The organism is Rhodococcus sp. BP22 (assembly GCF_014281965.1).
Taxonomy (GTDB): domain Bacteria; phylum Actinomycetota; class Actinomycetes; order Mycobacteriales; family Mycobacteriaceae; genus Rhodococcoides.
Genome location: NZ_JACFTB010000010.1, coordinates 67,206 through 87,186, shown reverse-complemented (window position 1 = coordinate 87,186; position 19,981 = coordinate 67,206). Strand labels below are relative to the sequence as shown.

Here is a 19,981-nt window from a genome sequence, read left to right as displayed (position 1 = left end):
ACCGTTAGGTTTGGCAACCCTGTGTATGGCATCATTTTTTATAGACGGCTGGGAAGGTCCCGCTGCGCCGACAAAGGACATTCGATGAAAAGACGAAACGGACTGACGTCTGCGGTTGCACTCGCCGCTGCCGCTGTGTTGACCATGTCGGGGTGCTCGAATTCCGGATCGGACAACGAAGCGGACTCTGGCGCGGCCAAGAAGATCACCGTGTACAACGCACAGCACGAGTCGCTGACGCAGGAATGGGTGGACGCCTTCACAGCGGAGTCCGGCATCGAGGTGGAACTGCGTAACGGCAGCGATTCCGAACTCGGCAACCAACTCGTAGCCGAGGGTGACCGGTCACCCGCAGATGTGTTCCTCACCGAGAACTCCCCCGCTATGACACTGGTGGAGAACGCCGGGCTATTCGCCGATGTGAACCAGGATGTCCTCGATCAGGTGCCGAGCGAATACAACCCGTCGAGCGGTAAGTGGACCGGCATCGCGGCCCGTTCCACCGTTTTCGCTTACAACAAGGACATGCTGAAGCAGGATCAGCTGCCGAAGTCTCTGCTCGATCTGCAGGATCCCGCATGGAAGGACCGCTGGGCCGCCTCACCATCGGGCGCCGATTTCCAGGCAATCGTCAGCGCACTGCTGGAGCTGAAAGGTGAAGACGCCACCCGGCAATGGCTGGCGGGGATGAAGGACAACGTCCGCACCTACAAGGGCAACAGCACGGTGATGAAGGCCGTCAATGCCGGTGAAATCCCGGGCGGTGTCATCTACCACTACTACTGGTTCGGGGATCAGGCCAAAACCGGTGAGAACAGCAACAACGTCGCACTCCACTACTTCAAAAACGAGGACCCAGGCGCATTTGTGAGCGTCTCCGGCGGCGGCGTTCTGGAGTCAAGTTCGAAACAGGACGCGGGACAACAGTTCCTGAAGTTCATCACCGGCAAACAGGGTCAGGACGTCCTGCAGACCGGAACGTCGTTCGAGTACCCGGTCGGCAGCGACGTCGCGGCAAACCCGGAGCTCGTTCCGCTGGCTGACCTGCAGGCACCACAGGTCGACCCCGCGAAGCTCAACAGCCCACAGGTTTCCGAACTGATGACCGAAACGGGTCTGCTCTGAATCTCGAATTGATCGGCCGGAGGCGGTCGAGGGAGCCGAACACGTTGCGTCGCGAGAGATCCCGACGTCGCATCTCGGTGCCCTTGGCTGCTTTCGCGCTTATCGTGGCGGCCGCATCGATCATCCCGCTCGGGTACGTGATCGTCGAAAGTATCGACACGGGCTGGGATACCGCGTCGTCGTTGTTGTTCCGACCCAGGGTTGGGGAACTACTCACCAACACGGTCTTGCTCGTCGTCATCACCGTCCCGATCTGTATCGTCGTCGGCGTCCTGGCAGCCTGGCTCGTCGAACGCACCCGAGTGTTCGGAGCCAAGGTCTGGGCTGTGCTGCTGGCAGCGCCACTTGCCGTACCGGCGTTCGTGAACAGTTATTCGTGGGTGAGTACGGTCCCCTCCCTCGGCGGATTGCATGGCGGCGTTCTCATCGCGACGATGTCGTACTTTCCGCTCGTCTACATACCCGTGTCCGCGACGCTACGTCGGCTGGACCCGGCGGTAGAGGAGTCGGCGCGCGCTCTCGGAGCCGGACCGTGGGCAGTGTTCTTCCAGGTCGTGGTGCCACAGTTGCGGCTGGCCATCGCGGGCGGGGCACTGTTGGTATCCCTGCACCTGCTCGCCGAGTACGGGGCATTCGTCTTCATCCGGTTCGACACCTTCACCACCGCGATCTTCGATCAGTACCAGTCGACGTTCAACGGGTCGGCAGCAACGATGCTCGCCAGTGTCCTGGTGATGCTCTGTCTCACGCTGCTGGTGATCGAATCGGTCATCCGGGGCAACGCGCGGTACGCCCGCATCGGCGCTGGCGCTGCGCGTCGGGCGGTCCCCGCCGAACTCGGTTGGAAGAACTCGATGGCCGCGTTATCGTTCCTCGCGGCGCTCATCGTTCTGTCCGTCGGTGTCCCAGTGGTCAGCGTCCTCCGTTGGCTCGTCATCGGCGGAGCCGCGGTCTGGGAGCTCGATTTCCTCGGCTCCGCGGTAGTCCAGACTGTCGGCTTCGGTGTTGCCGGCGCGGTTGTGACCTGTGTTCTCGCCTTCCCGATCGCCTGGATTTCGATCCGCCGACGCGGGCGACTCAGTCGCATCCTCGAAGCCTGCACGTACATCTCGAGTTCGCTACCAGGAATCGTGGTGGCACTGGCATTCATCACCGTGTCCATCCGCTACCTGCAGCCGCTCTATCAAACGGTCACCGTCGTTATCGCGGCGTACGCACTGCTCTTTCTGCCCCGCGCGCTGGTGAACCTGAGAGCCGGACTCGCACAAGCGCCCATCGGTCTGGAGGAGTCCGCACAGTCGCTTGGTATCTCACCGCTGTCAGCCTTCATCCGAGTGACGTTGCCGCTCGCTGCCCCAGCAACGGCGGCCGGTGGAGCATTGGTGTTCTTGGGAATCGTCAACGAGTTGACCGCGACTCTGCTGCTGGCACCGACCGGTACTCGTACCCTGGCCACACAGTTCTGGTCGCTGAGCAGCGAGATCGACTACGCCGGGGCGGCGCCGTACGCATTCATGATGATCGTGCTGTCGCTACCCATGACATACGTACTCTTCACTCAGTCGAAGAAGGTAGCCGGACTATGACCTACACACTCGAAGTGCACGGCCTCGACAAAAGGTTCGGACCTACGACCGTCTTGGACCAGATCGGGTTCACCGTCGAGAGTGGATCCACCACCGCGATCGTCGGTCCATCGGGTTGCGGCAAAACGACGTTACTTCGTCTGATTGCCGGATTCGAAAGACCGGACGCCGGAACCATCGCACTCGCCGGACGTGTCGTTGCAGGGGGAAAGTGGACGCCCGCGCACCGACGGTCGATAGGCTACGTCGCCCAGGACGGGGCATTGTTCCCGCACATCACTGTCGGTGCCAACGTCGGATTCGGGTTGCCCCGGCGGGGTCGGACCACAGCCAGAATCACCGAACTGCTCGAAATGGTCTCGCTGGACGCATCTTTCGCTACCCGTCGACCCGACCAACTCTCGGGCGGGCAGCAGCAACGCGTGGCGCTAGCTCGGGCACTGGCCCGCGAACCGGAACTGATGCTGCTCGACGAACCGTTCTCCGCACTCGACGCCGGTTTGCGGGCGCATACACGTCGCATTGTCGCCGGCGTCCTGGAGAAGGCCGGAATCACCACGATTCTCGTAACTCACGATCAGCCCGAGGCGCTTTCGTTCGCTGACCGCGTGGCAGTGATGAGCGCCGGCCGCCTCGCGCAGATCGGAACCCCCAGCGAAATATATTCCACGCCCATCGACGTCCCCACCGCGCAATTCATCGGCGACGCCGTCGTGTTGGCAGCGTTCGTCACCGAAGGCACGGCCCGCTGCTCCCTCGGCGACATCGCAGTGACATCGAACGGCGTTCATGGCGACGCGCGCATCATGGTGCGCCCGGAGCAGATAGAACTCGTCCCGGACGGCACGGGCGTATCCGGAAGAGTGATCGACGTCGAATACCTCGGATCGGAAATGCTGCTCGGCATCCGCCTGGATACCGCAACAGGAATAGACACCGAACGGGTGACGGTCCGGCGCTTCGGTGCCACCACCCTCATCCCCGGGGACCACGTGTGCGTCCGTGTCGTCGGCCAGGCCGTGACCTACCCCGCCTGAAAAGGAGTCCACGCCCAGTTACCCTCGGTTATGGCCGTACACCCGAAGCTCCACGCAATTCCAGGCCTCACCAGCACCTTTGCCGACCAGTTGGAGGCCCTTGCGGTCCCGTGGGAAGGCGCCTCCGCGCCCGAGCCGAGACTGCTCGTCCTCAACGAGGAGTTGGCGGCGTCGTTGAAACTCGACGTCGACGCGCTGCGCGGTGAGGACGGGGTGGCCATCCTGTCCGGATCAGCAGCTCCCGAGGGTTCGACCCCAGTGGCGATGGCCTACGCCGGGCATCAATTCGGTGGATACGTCCCCATGCTCGGCGACGGGCGCGCACTACTGCTCGGTGAACTCAGCAGCGCCCAGGGTCAGGTCGATCTGCACCTCAAAGGGTCTGGCCGTACGCCTTTCTCACGCGGCGGCGACGGCCTGGCCGCAACGGGACCGATGCTGCGCGAATACTTGATCAGCGAGGCGATGAATTCCCTCGGCGTCCCCACCACGCGAGCACTGTCGGTCACCGCCACCGGCCGCGACGTGATGCGCGAAGGCCCCGAACCCGGCGCGGTGCTCGCCCGAGTCGCCGCCAGCCACATTCGCGTCGGAACGTTCGAATTCGCGGTACGACAGGAAGGCCAGCTGCAACTGCTCGCCGACTACACCATTGCCCGGCACTATCCGGATCTGACCGGGGACTACTCGGCATTCTTCGAGGCCGTCGTCGAAGCACAAGCGTCACTTGTCGCGCGATGGATGCTCACCGGATTCGTACACGGCGTGATGAACACCGACAACACCACGATCTCCGGCCAGACCATCGACTACGGCCCCTGCGCGTTCCTCGATGCCTACGATCGGTCTGCAGTATTCAGTTCGATCGACCACGGTCGCCGCTACGCCTTCGGGAACCAACCCACCGTGCTGCAGTGGAACTTGGCCAGATTCGGCGAAACGCTACTCGCACTCATCGGACCTACTCCCGAACAAGCGATTCCGGTTGTGACGGGCATTCTCGATACCTTCTTCGATCGGTACGAACGCCACTTCGCGACGGGCATGGTGGCCAAGCTCGGCCTGACCGAGGAGCAACTCGACGGCGTATCGGTCGACGACCTGCTCCAGCTCATGGAAACCCATGGCGCCGACTGGACTGGCACCTTTCGCGCTCTCGCCGACGAACTGCGCGGCAACCCCGAGCCCCTCGACGCTCTGATCCCGCGCGAGCACAGCCGACTGTGGCTCGACCGTTGGCGGTCCGTCCTGACCGACCATGACCACTCAGCCAAGGCGATGGACCGCATCAACCCTCTGTACATCCCGCGGAACCATCTCGTCGACGCCGCCCTGCGCGCGGCAACGGGCGGCGACCTCGAGCCATTCGAAAAGCTGCTCGACGTCGTGACACATCCGTTCGACATCCGCGAAGGCTGGTCGGACTATGCGCAACCTGCACCGCAACTGTTCGCGGAGAGCTTCCGGACGTTCTGCGGGACCTGATACGTGCTCGAAGACTAGGCAGATCTGTTGTCGACACCAGGGACCAGGTGCGTTGTGATGCCGATGCGATTCCACGCGTTGATGGTGAAGATTTGTGCGATCAACTGAGCGATGCCGTGGTCGTCGAAATGCTCGGCGACGCGGTCGTACACGTCGTCGGGGACACCACCTTGCGAGATCAAGGTGACCGATTCGGTGAGCGCCAAGACGGCCTGCTCCTTCTCGTCGAAGAAATTTCTTGCATCCCGCCACACCGCTACCAGTGCCAGCCTCTCTTCGCTTTCCCCAGCTTTGCGTGCGTCGGAAGTGTGCATGTGTAGGCAGTACGCGCACCCGTTCAGCTGCGATGCTCGGATCCTGATCAGCTCGGCCAGGGATGGATCGATTCCTGCTCTGGTGGCGGCATCGAGTGCGACCAATGCCTTGCGGACTGCAGGATCGGAGGATGCGAAGTCAATTCGTGTTGTCATGCCAGGAACACTACGAGGCCAGGTGACCGCAGGTATGGTTCAATTCCGTGGTCGAAAATCTGGTCAATCGACGTTCATCTGCCGTCGACCTGCATCTGGATCTCGCTCCGGGCGGCTCTCGCAAGGCAGCACTGTCAGAAGCGCTGCGCGAGGCAGTCACTTCGGGTCGTCTCGAATCCGGATTCAAGCTTCCGTCGTACCGGGCGCTGGCCGAGGACCTCGCAATTGCGCGAAACACGGTGGCCGAGACCTATGCCGAACTCGTCTCGGAGGGGTGGCTGGAGGCACGACAAGGCTCCGGCACCCGCGTCGCGCATCGCCCTGGATCACCGCGAGACAAAGCCAGAGCCGTTGTTCGAGCCGAGATTCGACCACAATTCGAATTCCGTTCCGGCAGGCCGGATCCCACCACTTTTCCCAGGTCGCGCTGGCTTTCCTCCGCCCGTCGCGCGATAACTGCCGCGCCGACGCACGCATTCGGGCCGGGTGATCCGCACGGCCGGATCGAGTTGCGTCGGGCACTGGCCGACTATTTGTCCCGCACACGCGGGGTAGTCACCGATCCACGCAAAATTGTGGTGTGCGCCGGCTTTTCTCACGCCGCGGAGATCCTTGCCGACGTGGTCGCGGCTCCACCGTTCGCAGTCGAATCGTACGGACTCCCGTTTCATCGAGCGATCTACGAGAAGACCGGCCCGACGATCGCGCTTCCGGTCGACCGAAACGGTTGCATCACCGACGAACTCGTGACCACGGACGCGCAGGTGGTGATTTTGACTCCGAGTCACCAGTTCCCTACCGGATCATCACTGCACCCACGACGGCGCACTACCGCCGTCGACTGGGCGCGCACGACCGGAGGGCTCGTGGTGGAAGACGACTACGACGGCGAGTTCCGGTTCGACCGAACTCCGGTAGGTGCAATGCAAAGCCTCGACCCGGACCGAGTGATGTACGTGGGCTCGGTGTCGAAAAGTCTGTCTCCTGCGCTTCGATTGGGCTGGATGGTCGTTCCTGAACGACTCTTGGATCCGGTCCTCGAGGCCAAAGGTGTTCGCGAATCGACCGTGGGCGTAATCGACCAACTCACTCTCGCCGATCTGATCGACACCGGCGGGTACGACCGCCATGTGCGCGCGATGCGAAAGCGGTATCGACGTCGTCGCGCTCACCTGATCCATGCTCTCGGAGAACGAGTTCCACATGTCGCAATGATGGGGATCGCCGCGGGTTTGCAAGTAGTGGTGACGCTCCCACCGGGCACGGAATCGGCGGTGCTCCGCGCGGCCGGCGATGCCGGAGTCGCCGTCGACGGGCTCTCGCGGTTCCGACACCCCGACGCCGCCGGCACGAAGGTGGACGGCATTCTCGTCGGCTACTCCGCTCCGACGGAGCACACGTTCCCGGCTGCAGTCGACGCGTTGGTGAATGTCCTTGTAGGCGTTGGTTGAGCCCGATTAGTCGGATCGGGAAGGATTCCGCGGCCCTCTGATCGCTTCAATGGTCCTTTCATACGATTGTTTCGTATGAAAGGACCATTGAAGCAAGGGAATTGGGCACAAGCGAAAGCGCATGCACCCGAAGCCCTTCAGGCGCCGAGGCCCGCTCCGGCTCGCGTGACGACGATGCGCGGAACCACGGCGCGGGAGGAGAGGTTCAGAATGCTCGTGGCCAGTTCGACGATGTCGGCGACCTGGATCATCTTGTCGGCCGGAATCTTGTCCTTGGTCCAGTCGCTCATGTCCGTGTCCACGTATCCGGGTGCGATCGAGGTACCGGTGACGCCGTTACCGCTTTCCTCCGAGTTGAGAGTGTCGATCAGAGAGAGCATCGCCGCCTTCGTGGCACCGTAGATGCCCAGTCCGGCCTCGGAATAGACGCCGGCGAGGGACGCGAGTGCAATGACTTTCGCGCCCTTGTCCGGGTTCTGTTCGGCCGCGGCACGCAGCAGCGGCATCGAACTCTGCAGCAACGTGAACGGGGCTCGGAGATTGACGTCGAGAGTCTTGTCGAATCTACGCATCGGGTAGTCGGCAATCGAACCGGCTGTTCCCACGCCGGCATTGAGGATCAGGGCATCCATGGACTCGAAGTGTTCACGGTGTGCTGCGACGATCTTGTCGGCGGACTCGCGATCGGCAAGGTCGGCGGCGACTGTTTCCACGCGTGGTGCACCTGCCGCGCGCAACGTCGGTTCGACGGCGTCGAGCGCCCCCTTGGTTCGCGCAGTGATGGTCAGGGAATACCCCAATTCGGCTAAGCGGGTGGCGATTCCGAGACCGATTCCCCGCGATCCGCCGGTGACGAGAGCAGATTTTCCGGCCATCAGTTCTTCCCTTCGATCGCTCGCAAGCCTGCTGCCATGAACTCGTGTGTCGCTTCCGCTGCCGCTGCCGCCCCCGAACCGGTATCGGAACCCGCCAGCGCGCGATGGGTGATGCCCTCGCCGATGACCCCGAGCTTGAAGTTCGCCAGCGCTATGTAGAAGTTCCAGTCGGTCAGCTCGACTCCACTCGCTTGCGAATACAGTTCTGCCAACTCGTCCGCAGACGGGTAACGATCACTGGTCCATGCCGCGCTGACGCCGAGCACGTCGTCGAAAATGGGCTGGCGATAGACGCACATCAATGCGACGTCGGTGAGCGGATCACCCAGTGTGGACATCTCCCAGTCGACCACGGCAGCAATGGAACTGGTGTCACCTTCGGTGAGAATGACGTTGTCCACCCGGTAGTCACCGTGCACGATGCTCGACGCCGACCTGGACGGAATCGCTGCCTGCAGCTTGTCCCGCAACCGATCGACATCAGCGAGATCGCGCGTCTTGACCGACTCCCACTGCCGTGCCCACGTCCTGACCTGCCTGCCGACGAAACCGTCCGGCTTTCCGAACGAACCGAGCCCTACGGCCTCGAAGTCCACCGAATGAAGCAGCGCGAGCACCCGGATCAATTCCGCTGTGTTGGCGGCAATGTCGGCGTCGGACAGATCGTCGAGATCGGCGCGCGTCCGAATGACCCGACCTGGATCGAAGTCGACGATGGTCATGGGCGCGCCGAGAGCAACCCCTTCGGCGTCGAAGGCCACGGTCTTCGCAACTGGAACCTCCGTGCTCTGCAACGCGTTCGTGACAGCCCACTCGCGGGCCATATCGTGCGCCGACGGCGTCAACCCGCTGGTGGGTGGGCGTCGAACCACCCACGCCGAGGTGTCGTCGTAGGCTTTGAAGGTCAGGTTGGAGCGGCCACCGCTGATCAGCTCGACACGGAGTTCACCTGAGACTTCGACGCCACTGTCGGACAGGAACCTCTTCAGCGCGGGGGTGTCCATGCCTTCTAGCTCGCTCATGCGTTCGCCTCTCGTGCTGCTCTTTTCGCGGCGCCGACAACCCGCTTCGCGATGGCCCAGCGATGGACCTCGGACGGGCCGTCGTACACCCGAAACGGACGGATTTCACGCGAGAGCCGCGCGAGGGGAAGGTCGTCGGAAACCCCGAGGCCGCCGCACATCTGGATACTGCGGTCGACGATCCGGAAGACGGCTTCGGCGGCGAATGTCTTCGCGATCGACGTCTCGTTGCTGGCAGTCGAGCCCTGATCTAGCGCAAAGCAGGCCTGGACCAGCAGGGCTCGCGTCGCGGCAATGTCGATTTCGTTGTCGGCGACCATCTTCTGGATCATGCCGAGATCGCCGAGGACCGAGCCGAACCCTTCACGCTGCGCGACCTGTGCGACAGCGATGTCGTGTCCGCGTCTGGCTGCACCGAGCCAGCGCATGACGTGTGTCATGCGGGCGGGTCCGAGACGCACCTGCGCGTAATTGAATCCTTCGTCGACAGCACCGAGCACGTTCTCGTCGGGGACGAAAACATTGTCGAAGAAGACCTCGCAGTGTCCACCGATCGTCGCTTGGTCGAGCGTGCCGATGTGGCGGCCGACCTTGATACCTTCGGTGTCGGCGGGCGCGAGGAACATCGTCGCTCCTCCGCGGTCACCGGGCTTACCTGCGGTGCGGGCCATGATAATGAAAAATCCTGCGCCGTCCGCGCCGGTGATGAACCATTTGTGCCCGTCGACGCGCCAGCCGCCGTCGACCTTGATTCCGGTGGACCTCAACGCCGAGGGATCCGAGCCTGCACCCGGTGCGGGTTCGGTCATCGCGAATGCCGATCGGACATCGCCCGCGGCCAGCGGTGCCAGGAACTGTTCTTTCTGTGGTCCGGAGGCAATATGCGCCAGCATGTGCACGTTGCCCTCGTCGGGCGCACCGATGTTGAGCGCGGCGGGTCCGAAGAGCGAGTATCCGCCCTCTTCGAACAGGGGTGCGCGGTCGCTCATGTTCAGGCCTGCGCCGCCGTATTCGACCGGTGCGTGGGGCGCGAACACGCCCGCTTTCTTCGCCGACTGTTGCATCGAAATCCGCAGCTCATCGCCACCTGCGTCGGTGAAGTTTCCGAGGAATTCGTCTTCGATCGGGAGGACTTCTTCCCGTATGAAGGTCCGCGTTTTGCCGATCAGGGCCTGGACGTGGGGTGAGTAGGTCAGATCGATAGCCACAGATATGCTCCTCGAAAACTCCGACCGAGCGATCGCTCGGTAAGGAGCACGGTCCCATGATTCGGCCGGGTCCGTCAAGATGCGACGTCTCTTCCACAATGCTGGGCCAGCTGCACGAGTGAAGTCACTTCCGTGGTCGACTGAGGTATCAGGTCCCCCGACCGATCGGGAAGCTCGCTCTCGAGTGCCGAGACGATCTGTCCATTCCAGTCTCTACTTCATCATTGGTACGAGATCATCAGTGGTTGCGGCTGTCGCAGCATCGTTTCGGCGGGCGTGAACATCGGTGTGTCCTCGTCGTAGAAATTTTTCCAGCCCAATGGTGTTCCCAGGGGCAGAGCGTCTCGGACGGCAGCCCAGGTTTCCTCTTTCGCTGCCGGGCCACCTTGCCCGTCCATATGCACCAGAACCTGAACTCCAGGTTGGGAAAGCTCGACGCGCTCGAGGCCACGCACCATCTGAAGTTGAAATTGGTGCAGTAGCAACAGCTTCTGAGGTAGATCGCCTGCAGTCACGATACCGTCGAGCAGGGCTTTCACCTCTTCGACTTCGACTGCATCGACGCTACCCACCCGCTGCAGTGGGTACTGGCCGGGCTCGAGTTTCCATTCCGGGTCGAGTGCGACTCCCACATTGGGAAACTCGAGCAACTCTGCATAAATTCGTGCCTGATCGACGAAGCGGGCCCGCCCGGGCTGCAGATCCAACAGCACATACACGCCTGCCTGCTGCGCTTTCTCGACCCATGGCCGCAACATCTCCACACTGGCCTCGCCGGAGTAGTCCCCATCCGGTCCAGGCTCCTGGTGAGCGACGGTGGCGATGAGCTCGAATGTCGGCACGACCGGTACATCGCTGAATTCTTGGTATTGGGCTGCCAAGTGCCGAACCCGGTCGATCGCTGCATCCGGGCCCTGCTCACCGAGGGCACCGAGCCCGGGGGAACCAGGATGCCCGTAGAGAGCGACCAGTCGACGACCCGGGAAGAGCTGCCTACCACCACCAGGAAGTTCCACCGGTTCAGGCACCGCTGCTGATTCCGGCACCACTGCTGCGGGGGCGTCGGGACTGTCAGCAGAGACGACCGACGTCGCCGGAGCGGGTTCGGTGGCCCCAGCAGTACAGCCGGCCGTCAGCAACAGTGCCATCACTGTGGCAACGGCGGCGTACCGAGAACATGTGGGTGAACCAGGCCCGTGCATCGTCGCTCCCCCTTTTTTCACAGAGCACCTCTTGGTGCGTCCGCAGCGTAGACACACACGATGCTCGTGACCAACTTGCCCGACGCCATTTCCTGGCTGGGGCGCAAGCGTCAACCCGCCACGTTTTCCTGTAGATGGTCGAGTAAGACCACTTGTGCCGCATTGAGCTTCGAACGGGCCTCGTCGATCGAAAACCACTCGACCCGATCGATCTCCGGAAATGTAGTCATCGTGCCGGACTTGGGCGGCCACTCCATCTCGAAGGTGTTGCTGACTGCGCCGGCGGGATCGAAGTCTGCTTGGACGGCGAAGACGGTCACGATCTTGCCGCCGCGCTGAGTGATGACGGGTAACTCGATCGACGGCTCTTCCGGTGGCTCGTAGCCGGTCTCTTCGGTGAACTCGCGTCGCGCGGCGTCGCGGGGATCCTCGTCGGTGTACTCACCTTTGACGACCGACCAGGCGCCGAGGTCCTTCCGACTCCAGAACGGGCCCCCGGGGTGCGCGATCAACACCTCGAGGACATCGCCGCGTCGTCTGAACGGCAGTAGACCTGCACTCTTCTTGGGCACCTGAGCAGCATGGCAGATACAACTGCTTCGCAATCCCGTCCGACATACCCCTGGGGGTACTTGCATACCCCCCTTGGTATATGGCAGTCTTGAGGAACTCGACAGACAGGACTGGATATGTGCAACCCCGTCAAATGCCCGAAGTGTGGCAAGACGACCTGGGCCGGCTGCGGTCGCCACGTCGACGACGTCATGAGCAAAGTTCCAGCATCTCGCCAGTGCACATGCGCGCCTGAACCGGCGGCACCGACAGGAAACAAAATCTTCCGCTCACTGTTCCGCCGTTAGCTCTACCTTCGTCGGACTCCATTACCGCAGTTCGACGGCCGGAAGGATTCCCACCATGAGCATCACTTTCCACGCAACCCTCGACACACTCGGCGACCAGGCAGCAATGTACAGCTGATGACACTGGTCCTGGCTCTGATTCTCGGCGTCGCAGTCGGCATCCTGCTCGGTCTCCTCGGGGGCGGTGGGTCGATCCTGGCGGTTCCGGTCCTCGTCTACGCCCTCGGGCTACCGCTGTCGGAGGCGATACCGACCTCACTGTTGGTGATCGGCGTCGCGTCGGCAACCGGCGCGATCCCCAAGGTTCGGGCACGACTCATCGAATGGCGCCTGGCTGCAATCTTCGCGGCCACCGGCATAATCGGCACCCTGGTAGGCACGGCCGTGGGCAGGCACCTGCCTGATACCGCCGTGATGATCGGCTTCGCGATCGTCATGATCGTCGCAGGGACACGCATGCTGCGCACCAACGACGACCTCGGAACTGCCTGCAGGACCGGCAATTCCGGGATCGACTGGCGACGATGCGCACCGCGGTCCATACCGACAGGATTCGGTGTCGGTGTTCTCACCGGACTGTTCGGCGTCGGTGGAGGATTCCTCATCATTCCGGCCTTGGTGCTGCTGTTGGGAATCGAGATGAGTGTTGCCGTCGGAACCTCACTGGTGGTCATCGTGGCGAACTCCGCCGCGGGTCTTCTCGCGCAAGCCGGAGGCCTCGGTGGGAACTGGACCCTTACCTTCACCTTCGCCGCCGCCGCGATTGTCGGGTCCCTTGTAGCTGGACGCTTCAGCAACCGTGTCGATGCCGACAAACTCCGGCAATGGTTCGCCTACCTGGTGTTCGCCGTCGCAGGCTACGTGCTCGTCGACACCCTTTTTCTCTCATGACGGTCAGTGGCTCGAGGCCCTGTCCGCATGCCGAAAACGATCTCGAAGGAGCACTCACATGAACGCGACCGAACCGGACATCGCCATCATCGAAACCTCGAGCCTAGGCGACCGCAGCTACTTCATCAGCTACGACGGCATTGCTGTCGTCATCGACCCCCAACGAGACATCGACCGAGTGCAGGCCTTGGCCGCGGACAAGAACGCCAAGATCACGCACGTGCTCGAAACCCACATACACAACGACTATGTGACCGGTGGACTCGAACTCGCCCGCACAACCGGTGCCGAGTACGTCGTCCCCGACGGCGATCCCGTCGAATACGAGCGCCGAGCCGTGCTCGACGGCGACATCATCGAGGCGGGCGCGATGACACTGCAGGTCATGCACACCCCGGGCCACACTCATCACCACGTCAGCTACGTTCTGCGCCATGACGGTGAGCCGATCGCGATCTTCACCGGTGGCTCGATGCTTTACGGATCCACCGGCCGCACCGACCTACTCGGCTCCGAGCACACCGAAGAACTCACCCACGCGCAGTTCCACTCGGTCCGTCGTATCGCTGCCGAACTCCCCGCTGATGTCGAGGTCTACCCCACCCACGGTTTCGGCAGCTTCTGTTCCGCGACCCCCACTACCGGCGATTCCTCCACCATTGCCCAACAGCAGCAGTCCAATCCTGCATTGACTCAGGACGAACAGAGCTATGTCGAGGAGTTGATTGCGGGTTTGTCCGCGTATCCCGCGTACTACGCGCACATGGGTGTCATCAATACCCAGGGGCCGGCTCCGATCGACCTGTCCATACCCGAACCCGTCGATCCCGATGAAGTTCGTCGCCGTATCGACGCCGGGGAATGGGTCGTCGACCTACGTGCGCGCACCGCGTTCGCCGCTGGACACCTCGATGGGTCTCTCGGCTTCGAGCTGTCCTCGAGCTTCGTCACCTACCTCGGATGGCTTTACCAATGGGGCGCGCCGCTGACGCTGATCGGCGAATCATCCGAGCAGATTGCAGAGGCAACCCGAGAGCTTGCGCGCATCGGTATCGATCGCCCCTCCGGTTCTGCAGTCGGAGACATTCATTCGCTCGTCGGTGATGGAGAATTGAGGTCGTACGAGGTATCCGACTTCGCCGGACTCGGTAGCGCTGCCGGTGAGCGTGAAGTGCTCGTGCTCGACACGCGTCAACACTCCGAGTACGCGGACGGCCACATCCCCGGTGCCGTCAACATCCCCCTCCATGAACTGCCGCATCGCCTCGAGGAGCTCCCGGCCGGGGAGATGTGGGTGCACTGCGCATCCGGGTACCGTGCCTCGATCGCAGCCTCACTGCTCGATCGAGCAGACCGCAGCGTCGTCCTCATCGACGACGACTACGACAGCGCAGTAGAGCTCGGCCTGCAAAAATCTGACTGAACCGGAAGACCTCGGCTCGGCACCCGGGCTACTGGCTCACAGTCGTCGACCGAACAGAACCAACACCGCCGACCACAGCAGCGCAAGGAGACCGAACGCTGCGCGGAGCGAGAACGCCGTCGACCAGACAGTGCTGACTCCAGACGGCGGCACCGGCCGTCCGGCGTATCGATCCTCCAACCAGTCGAGCGTCAGCGGAGCCGAGAGCGGATGCAACGACAAGTGCTCGCTGAGCCGGTCGCGAAGGTAGGTGACGTGCGCTCCGTGGTCGAGGTAGCGATCGACTTGGCCGTCGACGTCGTCGACAGCGATGATCTGATCGTGCACCGCCTGAACGACGAGCATCGGCACGGTCGGCGCTGTTTTTCCTGGCTGGATGGCTTGAAAAATGTCGAGCAGTTCGGGGCTGGCAAGTAAGTCGGCAAGGGGCATGTCGATGTACTCGTCCAAGTCGTGCCGCGCAAGTCTCCTCACGGCCGAGACGGTGGTGAGCTCGTTCACCGAGTCGAGCAGCTCGAGACCGGCGGGACTGACATGTTGCCGTATGAAGCGGTCGAGGTCCGGGTAGGTACGGCGCAGGCCAGCGACCACCAGCGTGGGTAGGCCGGCGTGCACTGTCGCATTGAGCCGGATGAAGGCGGAGGCTGGGTCGCCGACCGGTGATCCGAGGGCTGCTCCGACCAGATTGATCTCCGGCGCATATTCGGGAGCCATCTCCGCCGCCCACGACGACGCCAGGCCGCCACCGGAGTAACCCCACAACCCGACCGGACTGTCGCTTCTCAGTCCAAGTGGCGAGAAGCTCAGGGCCGCACGCACCGCATCGAGCGTGCAGAACCCCGGCTCGCGGGGGGATCCCCAATGTCCATGCGGACCTTCATGATCCGGAATCGAGACTGCCCACCCTCGGCGGAGCGCATGGAGGATCAATACGAATTCGAACTGCGGGACCGCGCCCCACGCTTTCGCACCCTTTTGCAGCGCGTACGAGGGAAAGCACGAATCCGACACCGCATCGATCGCGCACTGATAGGACAGCAGCGGCGAATCGCCGACGCTCCTTCCACACGGCAGCAGTACCGTCGTCACGCTCGCTTGTGGCCTACCGTCGAGGTCATTGGTGCGATAGAGCAATTGCCAGGCGTCGACCTGCTGGGTAATACGGCCGAAAAGGGCCACGTCCACTTCACGTGTCCGAAGGATCGTCCCCGGTTCAGTCATCTCGAAACCCGCTGGCGGGATGTAAAACGCGTCGTCAACGGGCCGAACTGCCCGTCGAGGCTGTGGCGATTCTTCCGCCGAGAACGGCGTTCCGCCACTGTCCCTGTCGACGCTCATTGCCCACCCCTTGTTATCCGAGTCTTTCAGTAACAGTAACCGGGGGAAGAGTAGTCGATCTCGGGCCGTTGGCAATGGACCTCATTCGACGAGCCGGTACCCCATTCCCGTTTCGGTGATCAGATGGCGTGGCTGCGCGGGATCGGCCTCCAGCTTGCGCCGCAGTTGGGACATGTAGATCCGAAGATAGTTGGATCCGTGATCATGACCCGGACCCCATACCGTTCTGAGCAGCTCTTTCTGCCCGACGAGCTTTCCGTTGTTGCGAGCAAGCATTTCGAGTACACCCCACTCGGTCCGGGTGAGGTGTACTCGCTGCCCGTCCCGGGTAACGGTTTTCGACGCCAGGTTCACGGTGAACGTCGAGGTCGTGACGATCGGGTCCACTCGTCCACTGGCGGCAACTCTCCTACGCACCGCAACCCGTAACCGGGCCAGGAACTCGTCCATCCCGAACGGTTTGGTGACGTAGTCGTCCGCCCCTGCATCGAGCGCCTCGATCTTGTCGCTGCTGTCGGTCCGTGCGGACAACACGATCACCGGGACATCGCTCCACCCTCTCAACCCGGCGAGGACTTCGAGCCCGCCGAGTCCCGGTAGCCCGAGGTCGAGCACCACCACGTCCGGGCGCTCGGAGGCAATCGCGCGCAGAGCTCCCGTCCCGGTGTCAGCGGTCACGACGTCGTACCCTCGCGCCGAGAGATTGATGCGCAGCGCCCGCACGATCTGCGGTTCGTCGTCGACGACGAGAACCCGTGTCCTACCGCCGACCTCATCCACGGGACGCTGCATCGGTAATATCATGGGCCACAGCATTATTGGTCAGCGATGCCGCTGACGCCAACTCTACGGTCATCGTTACTCCCCCACCGGCGGTCTCGGAGATGGTGACCGCTCCTTTCATTGCCTCGACGAATCCACGAACAACCGACAGGCCCAGACCGACGCCTGTGGTGTTGTCACTGTCCCCCAGCCGCTGGAACGCTTCGAAGACTGCCTCTTCGGTACCTCTCGCGATTCCAGGTCCGCTGTCGGACACAGTGATCAGTGCTCGACTCCCCGCATACGTTGCGCCCACCCGCACCGGTGTTCCGGGGGCGTGACGCAGTGCGTTGTCGATCAGATTGGCCAATACCCGCTCGAGCAACCCCGCATCTGCAGCAACCGCCACATCATCGACGTCCACGATCACCCGCTCGCGGCTGCCGGCGGCGGCGGCTGAACTGGCGAGGGCAGCGGACACCGCATCCTCGACATAGACCACCGTCGAACTCGGTGTGATCACCCCAGCAGCCAGTCTCGACGAATCGAGTAGGTTCCCTACCAGTCCGGTCAGCTGGTCGGTCGATTCTTCGATGGTAGTGAGAAGTTCGGCGGTGTCTTCCGGTGAGAATTCGACGTCGGTGCTGCGCAGGCTGGACACGGACGCCTTGACTGCAGCAAGGGGTGTCCGGAGGTCATGGCTGACGGCCGAAAGCAGAGCGCGCCGAAGGCGATCCGCTTCGGCGAGACCGGCGGCTTTACTCGCTTGGAGTGCCAGTTCGGATTGTCTGATCAACCCCATCGCTTGATTGGCGACGGCGCTGAGTACACGACGGTCATGTGCGCCGGTCTTCGATCCGGACAGAAGAAGAGTGAAGGTACCGTCGGCGGTCTCGATTGCCGTGTCGGCGTCGTCGGGCTCGGCCGGCGGGTTCTCTCCGACGGATTCGACGACGCTGCCCTCTGCTCTGATGATCGAAACCGCACGTTGTGAGTACGTTTCACGGACCCGCTCGAGCAGCGTCCTGATGTCGCCACCGCGCAGAACGGTTCCGGCGAACAGGGTCAGCAGCTCTGCTTCCTGAGATGCTCTGCGCGCCTGAACTGTTCGACGGGCTGCGGAGTCGACGAGAAATGCCACGGCGACTGCCATGATGAGCAGCACTATCGTGGTGACGAAGTTGTCGGGTTCGGCAATGGTGAAGCTGTGTCGCGGGTCCGCGAAGAAGTAGTTGAGTAGCAAGCCTGCAATCAGCGCCGACAACGCTGCGGGCGCAACACCACCGAGGAGCGCCACTCCGAGTACGACCATGAAGAACAGAGCGCTCTCGCCGCCGAGGTCGAGGTACGGATCCACGAGCAGCATCGCCAGCGCCGAGAGGAAGGGGACGACGACCGCAGCGGCCCAGGACAGGATGCGACGCTGCGTCGGTACCAGTCGCTTGATTCGCCAACCACGGCTGATTTCGGCGTGAGTGACCATGTGCACGTCGATCTTTCCCGAGTGCTGAATAACAGTCGCACCGATGCCCGCATCCATGATGCGGGCCCAGCGGGACCGCCTCGAGGTTCCGATGACCAACTGGGTGGCGTTCGCACTCCGCGCGAACTCGAGCAGCGTGGAGGGCACATCGTCGCCGACGACGCTGTGCATGCTGGCGCCGAGGCTGGCCGCGAGCTTGCGCACCTTACCCATCTGTGGCGCGGAAACACCTGCCATACCGTCACCACGGATGACGTGCAGCACCATCAGTTCCGCACTCGACTTCGAGGCGATACGGCTGGCCCTACGGAGCAGGGTTTCCGATTCCGGCCCGCCGGTGACCGAGACGACGACACGTTCCCGCGTCTCCCACGTGTCGGTGATGTCGTGTGAGCTGCGGTATTTCGTCAACGCCGCGTCGACCTGATCGGCTATCCACAACAGGGACAGCTCACGCAGCGCGGTCAAATTTCCTTGACGGAAGTAGTTGCTCAACGCTGCATCGACCTTCGCTGCAGCATAGATATTGCCGTGGGACAGCCTGCGCCGCAACGCCTCCGGTGCGACGTCGACCAGTTCTATCTGCTCCGCACCGCGGACCACCGAGTCCGGGACGGTTTCGCGCTGCGGTACCCCGGTGATCTGCTCGACCACATCGTTGAGGCTTTCCAGGTGCTGCACGTTCAGCGTCGACACGACGTCGATGCCGGCGTCGAGAAGCTCCTCGACGTCCTGCCAACGCTTCTCGTGCGTGCTCCCCGGCGTGTTCGTGTGGGCGAGCTCGTCGACGAGTACCAGGCTCGGGTTTCGTTCGATGATCGCGGCCACGTCGAGTTCGTGTGCCGTCGATCCCCGGTACTGGATCGAACGGAGAGGGATCTGCTCGATCCCCTCGAGCAACTCGGCAGTGCGGACGCGGCCGTGGGTTTCCACCACGCCCGCGACCACATCACAGCCACGTTCCTGCCTGCGGTGCGCTTCACCGAGCATCGCGAAGGTTTTCCCGACGCCCGGTGCCGCACCGAGGTAGATCCGCAGATCACCGCGGTCGGGTCCAACAGAACCGCGCCTGCCTGCCGTGTTGCTCATACTCCTCGTCCTACCGCATTTGTCCGCTCGGTGCTTAGCGTGTGCCGCAGCCCGGCGCGGTCAAACCGAGCGCAAGGTTGAGCTCGGCCACGTTCACTGTCTCACTGCCGAGGAACCCGAACTGACGTCCGTCGGTGTGGTCGGCTACCAACGAGGCGACAGTGTCCTTACTCATTCCGTTGACCGTCGCGACTCGTTCGATCTGAATCTGCGCGTACGCCGGACTGATGTCGGGGTCGATGCCCGATCCCGAGCCGGTCAACGCGTCGACCGGAACAGCAGCGTGGTCGACGTTCTCGCGTTCGGCGATCACCTCGCGACGCTCCTCGACGAATGCCGCCAGAGCCTCACTGCTCGGTCCCTGGTTGGTCGGCAGTCCTGCTGCCGGGTCACCCGTAGCGAAAGCATCCTCATCCGATACCGACCCGGTGACGCGAGCATGGAAGAAGGGGTCCGGTTGCCCTGGGTCGACCTGTGAGTCGACACCGACGAGGCTGCTACCTACGACGCAACCGTTGGCGTCGGTCAACGGCGAGCCCTCGGCAGAGTTCGAGCCGATACGGCTCACTGCCCAGACTGCCGCCGGGTAACCGATACCCAAGATGACCGTCAATACCAACAGAACCGACAATCCTGCCGCGATCTGCCCGAAAAACCTCTGTACGAACCGCATG

17 protein-coding genes are annotated in these 19,981 nt (G+C 62.8%); 7 read left to right on the top strand and 10 right to left on the bottom strand.

The window, feature by feature from the left end:
- Positions 1-84 precede the first annotated feature (84 nt).
- The 4 genes from H2510_RS19525 (at position 85) to H2510_RS19510 (ending at position 5,233) form a co-directional block, all read left to right on the top strand.
- Positions 85-1,125, top strand: a complete 1,041-nt coding sequence (locus H2510_RS19525) for an iron ABC transporter substrate-binding protein (protein WP_186629945.1) — start codon at positions 85-87, stop codon at positions 1,123-1,125.
- A 71-nt stretch (positions 1,126-1,196) separates the two neighbouring features.
- On the top strand, positions 1,197-2,711 hold the full coding sequence (locus H2510_RS19520; RefSeq protein WP_186629992.1) for an iron ABC transporter permease: 1,515 nt from the start codon (positions 1,197-1,199) through the stop codon (positions 2,709-2,711).
- A complete protein-coding gene (locus H2510_RS19515) occupies positions 2,708-3,748 on the top strand; it encodes an ABC transporter ATP-binding protein (protein WP_186629944.1) in 1,041 nt (346 codons plus the stop codon). Before H2510_RS19520 ends, H2510_RS19515 begins: the two co-directional genes overlap by 4 nt.
- A gap of 30 nt (positions 3,749-3,778) precedes the next feature.
- The gene (locus tag H2510_RS19510; RefSeq protein ID WP_186629943.1) at positions 3,779-5,233 is read left to right on the top strand and encodes a YdiU family protein; all 1,455 of its coding nucleotides are present in this window, start codon (positions 3,779-3,781) and stop codon (positions 5,231-5,233) included.
- Between the two features lie 14 nt (positions 5,234-5,247).
- Here H2510_RS19510 and H2510_RS19505 read toward each other — a convergent pair whose 3' ends face one another.
- Positions 5,248-5,703: a carboxymuconolactone decarboxylase family protein gene (locus H2510_RS19505; RefSeq protein WP_186629942.1), complete on the bottom strand. Its 456-nt coding sequence runs from the start codon at positions 5,701-5,703 to the stop codon at positions 5,248-5,250.
- Between the two features lie 47 nt (positions 5,704-5,750).
- Between H2510_RS19505 and H2510_RS19500 the strand changes: the two genes are divergently transcribed.
- Positions 5,751-7,154, top strand: a complete 1,404-nt coding sequence (locus tag H2510_RS19500; RefSeq protein WP_186629941.1) for a PLP-dependent aminotransferase family protein — start codon at positions 5,751-5,753, stop codon at positions 7,152-7,154.
- A gap of 137 nt (positions 7,155-7,291) precedes the next feature.
- On the opposite strand, the gene H2510_RS19495 is transcribed toward H2510_RS19500, so the two are convergent.
- The 5 genes from H2510_RS19495 to H2510_RS19475 form a co-directional block, all read right to left on the bottom strand.
- Positions 7,292-8,029 (bottom strand): SDR family oxidoreductase, encoded by a 738-nt coding sequence (locus H2510_RS19495; RefSeq protein WP_186629940.1) that lies wholly within the window; start codon positions 8,027-8,029, stop codon positions 7,292-7,294.
- Positions 8,029-9,051 (bottom strand): phosphotransferase family protein, encoded by a 1,023-nt coding sequence (locus tag H2510_RS19490; RefSeq protein WP_186629939.1) that lies wholly within the window; start codon positions 9,049-9,051, stop codon positions 8,029-8,031. The genes H2510_RS19495 and H2510_RS19490 overlap by 1 nt, the downstream gene beginning before the upstream one ends.
- Positions 9,048-10,259: an acyl-CoA dehydrogenase family protein gene (locus tag H2510_RS19485; protein ID WP_186629938.1), complete on the bottom strand. Its 1,212-nt coding sequence runs from the start codon at positions 10,257-10,259 to the stop codon at positions 9,048-9,050. The genes H2510_RS19490 and H2510_RS19485 overlap by 4 nt, the downstream gene beginning before the upstream one ends.
- Before the next feature lie 221 nt (positions 10,260-10,480).
- Positions 10,481-11,482 carry a hypothetical protein gene (locus H2510_RS19480; RefSeq protein WP_315901447.1) on the bottom strand — a complete coding sequence of 334 codons (1,002 nt, stop codon included), beginning with the start codon at positions 11,480-11,482 and terminating at the stop codon, positions 10,481-10,483.
- A gap of 89 nt (positions 11,483-11,571) precedes the next feature.
- On the bottom strand, positions 11,572-12,033 hold the full coding sequence (locus H2510_RS19475; RefSeq protein WP_186629937.1) for an NUDIX domain-containing protein: 462 nt from the start codon (positions 12,031-12,033) through the stop codon (positions 11,572-11,574).
- 405 nt (positions 12,034-12,438) lie between these two features.
- Between H2510_RS19475 and H2510_RS19470 the strand changes: the two genes are divergently transcribed.
- Both H2510_RS19470 and H2510_RS19465 read left to right on the top strand, forming a co-directional pair.
- Entirely contained in the window at positions 12,439-13,212 is a 774-nt protein-coding gene (locus tag H2510_RS19470; protein WP_186629936.1) for a sulfite exporter TauE/SafE family protein, read from the top strand.
- A gap of 58 nt (positions 13,213-13,270) precedes the next feature.
- A complete protein-coding gene (locus H2510_RS19465; protein ID WP_186629935.1) occupies positions 13,271-14,635 on the top strand; it encodes a rhodanese-like domain-containing protein in 1,365 nt (454 codons plus the stop codon).
- 36 nt (positions 14,636-14,671) lie between these two features.
- On the opposite strand, the gene H2510_RS19460 is transcribed toward H2510_RS19465, so the two are convergent.
- From H2510_RS19460 to H2510_RS19445, 4 genes are all read right to left on the bottom strand, one after another.
- Entirely contained in the window at positions 14,672-15,973 is a 1,302-nt protein-coding gene (locus tag H2510_RS19460; RefSeq protein WP_186629934.1) for a lipase family protein, read from the bottom strand.
- 81 nt (positions 15,974-16,054) lie between these two features.
- A complete protein-coding gene (locus H2510_RS19455; protein WP_186629933.1) occupies positions 16,055-16,765 on the bottom strand; it encodes a response regulator in 711 nt (236 codons plus the stop codon).
- Positions 16,746-19,307: a sensor histidine kinase KdpD gene (locus H2510_RS19450; protein ID WP_186629932.1), complete on the bottom strand. Its 2,562-nt coding sequence runs from the start codon at positions 19,305-19,307 to the stop codon at positions 16,746-16,748. The genes H2510_RS19455 and H2510_RS19450 overlap by 20 nt, the downstream gene beginning before the upstream one ends.
- A 34-nt stretch (positions 19,308-19,341) precedes the next feature.
- Complete coding sequence (locus H2510_RS19445; RefSeq protein ID WP_186629931.1) at positions 19,342-19,980, bottom strand: potassium-transporting ATPase subunit C; 639 nt, start codon at positions 19,978-19,980, stop codon at positions 19,342-19,344.
- Between the last annotated feature and the right edge of the window lies 1 nt (position 19,981).